Consider the following 1,715-nt stretch of genomic DNA (forward strand, 5'->3'; position numbering starts at 1 on the left):
GGGACAAATCGTCCTATTTCCATAATTTTTCAGGATATACACCATTTTCAATCAATTGTTTAAAAGCATTTTGCACATATTCCTTATCTTCGGCATATGTTACACCAAACCATTTATCATGTGTTTCAAGTACCTTCACATTGATACGATCTTCTCTCAATAATTCAGCTACAATATTTGGAAGCAAATATTCTTTCTTCATTGGATTATCTGAAATATTTGATAAGAAAGTACTAAAATCCTTTTCTAAATAGTCTAAGAAATCTGGATATCCAGCCCACATATTCATAGATACATTACTTTCTGGTTTTGCCCAAGCCTCTACTTCAGGATCATCACATACAATTTTTTCTGCTTCAGCCTTGATTCCAGCTGTTTCATAAACTTCTTTTAATAAATTATTATCATCCACTTTACATACACCACGAGTTACAGTTCCATTCTCACTTAATGTATTCTTTAAAATGAATCCGGCCATACCCATATCAAATTCTTTCCCCATTTTTTCATGGTTAATCAAGAAGTCATGTAATTTCACAAATGCTTCTTTACCATAATAATCATCCGCATTGATAATCACATATGGTGTATCCATAACACTTTTCGCACATAATACAGCCTGGCCTGTTCCCCAAGGTTTTGTACGACCTTCAGGACAAGTAAATCCTTCTGGTAAATCATTAATGTCTTGGAATACATATTCTACATCCATATAATTTTGGATACGATTTCCAATCACTTCTTTAAATTCCTCTTCAATATCCTTACGAATAATAAATACGACTTTATCAAAGCCAGCCTCTTTGGCATCATAGATTGAATAATCCATAATGATTTCACCATTTGGACCCATTTTAGCTAACTGTTTGATTCCACCACCAAAACGAGAACCAATTCCAGCTGCCATAATAATTAATGTTGTTTTCATAAAAACATAACCCCCTGATAAATCTAACTAGTACATAGTCTATCTTAAATCAACCTACAATGTGTTAACAAAATATAACAACGATAACTTATATAACTATTAAAGGCTTAGCAATTTCTCAGTATCAAAATTTACATCTTAAATTTTATAATTACGCAGTATTTCGTGACACTTTCAGCATTCTAGCGATTTCACGCTGAGAATGATTTTCAAACCTAAGTTCAAGAATTCGTTTTAAATCTCGCATAAAAACAACTCCAATTTGCAAGATCAGTAGAACTTAATATTCTACAAATACATCTTACAACTGAAGGTGTATAAGCGGCTCTGATTAATGGATTGGATGGCTCTAAACAATGGAATGGATGGCTCTCAGTGCTGGACAGTGTGGCTCTGAATGCGTGGAATACTCTGCAACTGAGAATAAATCATTATCCAATGCATTTCTTAATGAATCTGTATTCTTTTTAAATAAGTGGCTGCATTTTCATAGAAATACCTTGATCATCTTTCTTTAAGAAATTGAAACTATGTTTACAAAGAAGCAAATCCAATATATCCAAATTATCTGTTGTAAAGAATAACTGATTGATCATTAAAGATACAATTTTCTTTTCAATATATGAACTAACAATCTTTCTTGGATCAGAAATCTCTAAAACAACTATTAATTATCAAATTTTAAATCCATTATGATCAATCATATGCATCAATCTCTTATTTATCAACAAATGACACATTTAATAAAACAGGATATAGACATCATTAATGTCAAATAGACTTGTAC

General features: G+C 31.5%; 1 protein-coding gene. It reads right to left on the bottom strand.

Annotation, left to right across the window (positions count from 1 at the left end):
* Positions 1 to 13 precede the first annotated feature (13 nt).
* On the bottom strand, positions 14 to 928 hold the full coding sequence (locus EUBIFOR_RS00465) for a nucleotidyltransferase family protein (protein ID WP_003863910.1): 915 nt from the start codon (positions 926 to 928) through the stop codon (positions 14 to 16).
* Positions 929 to 1,715 lie beyond the last annotated feature (787 nt).

The sequence above is a fragment of the Holdemanella biformis DSM 3989 genome, assembly GCF_000156655.1.
Lineage (GTDB): Bacteria > Bacillota_I > Bacilli_A > Erysipelotrichales > Erysipelotrichaceae > Holdemanella > Holdemanella biformis.

Excerpts from the sequence above, each read along its gene's own strand:
- EUBIFOR_RS00465 (WP_003863910.1), bottom strand. The coding sequence starts at position 928 with ATGAAAACAACATTAATTATTATGGCAGCTGGAATTGGTTCTCGTTTT.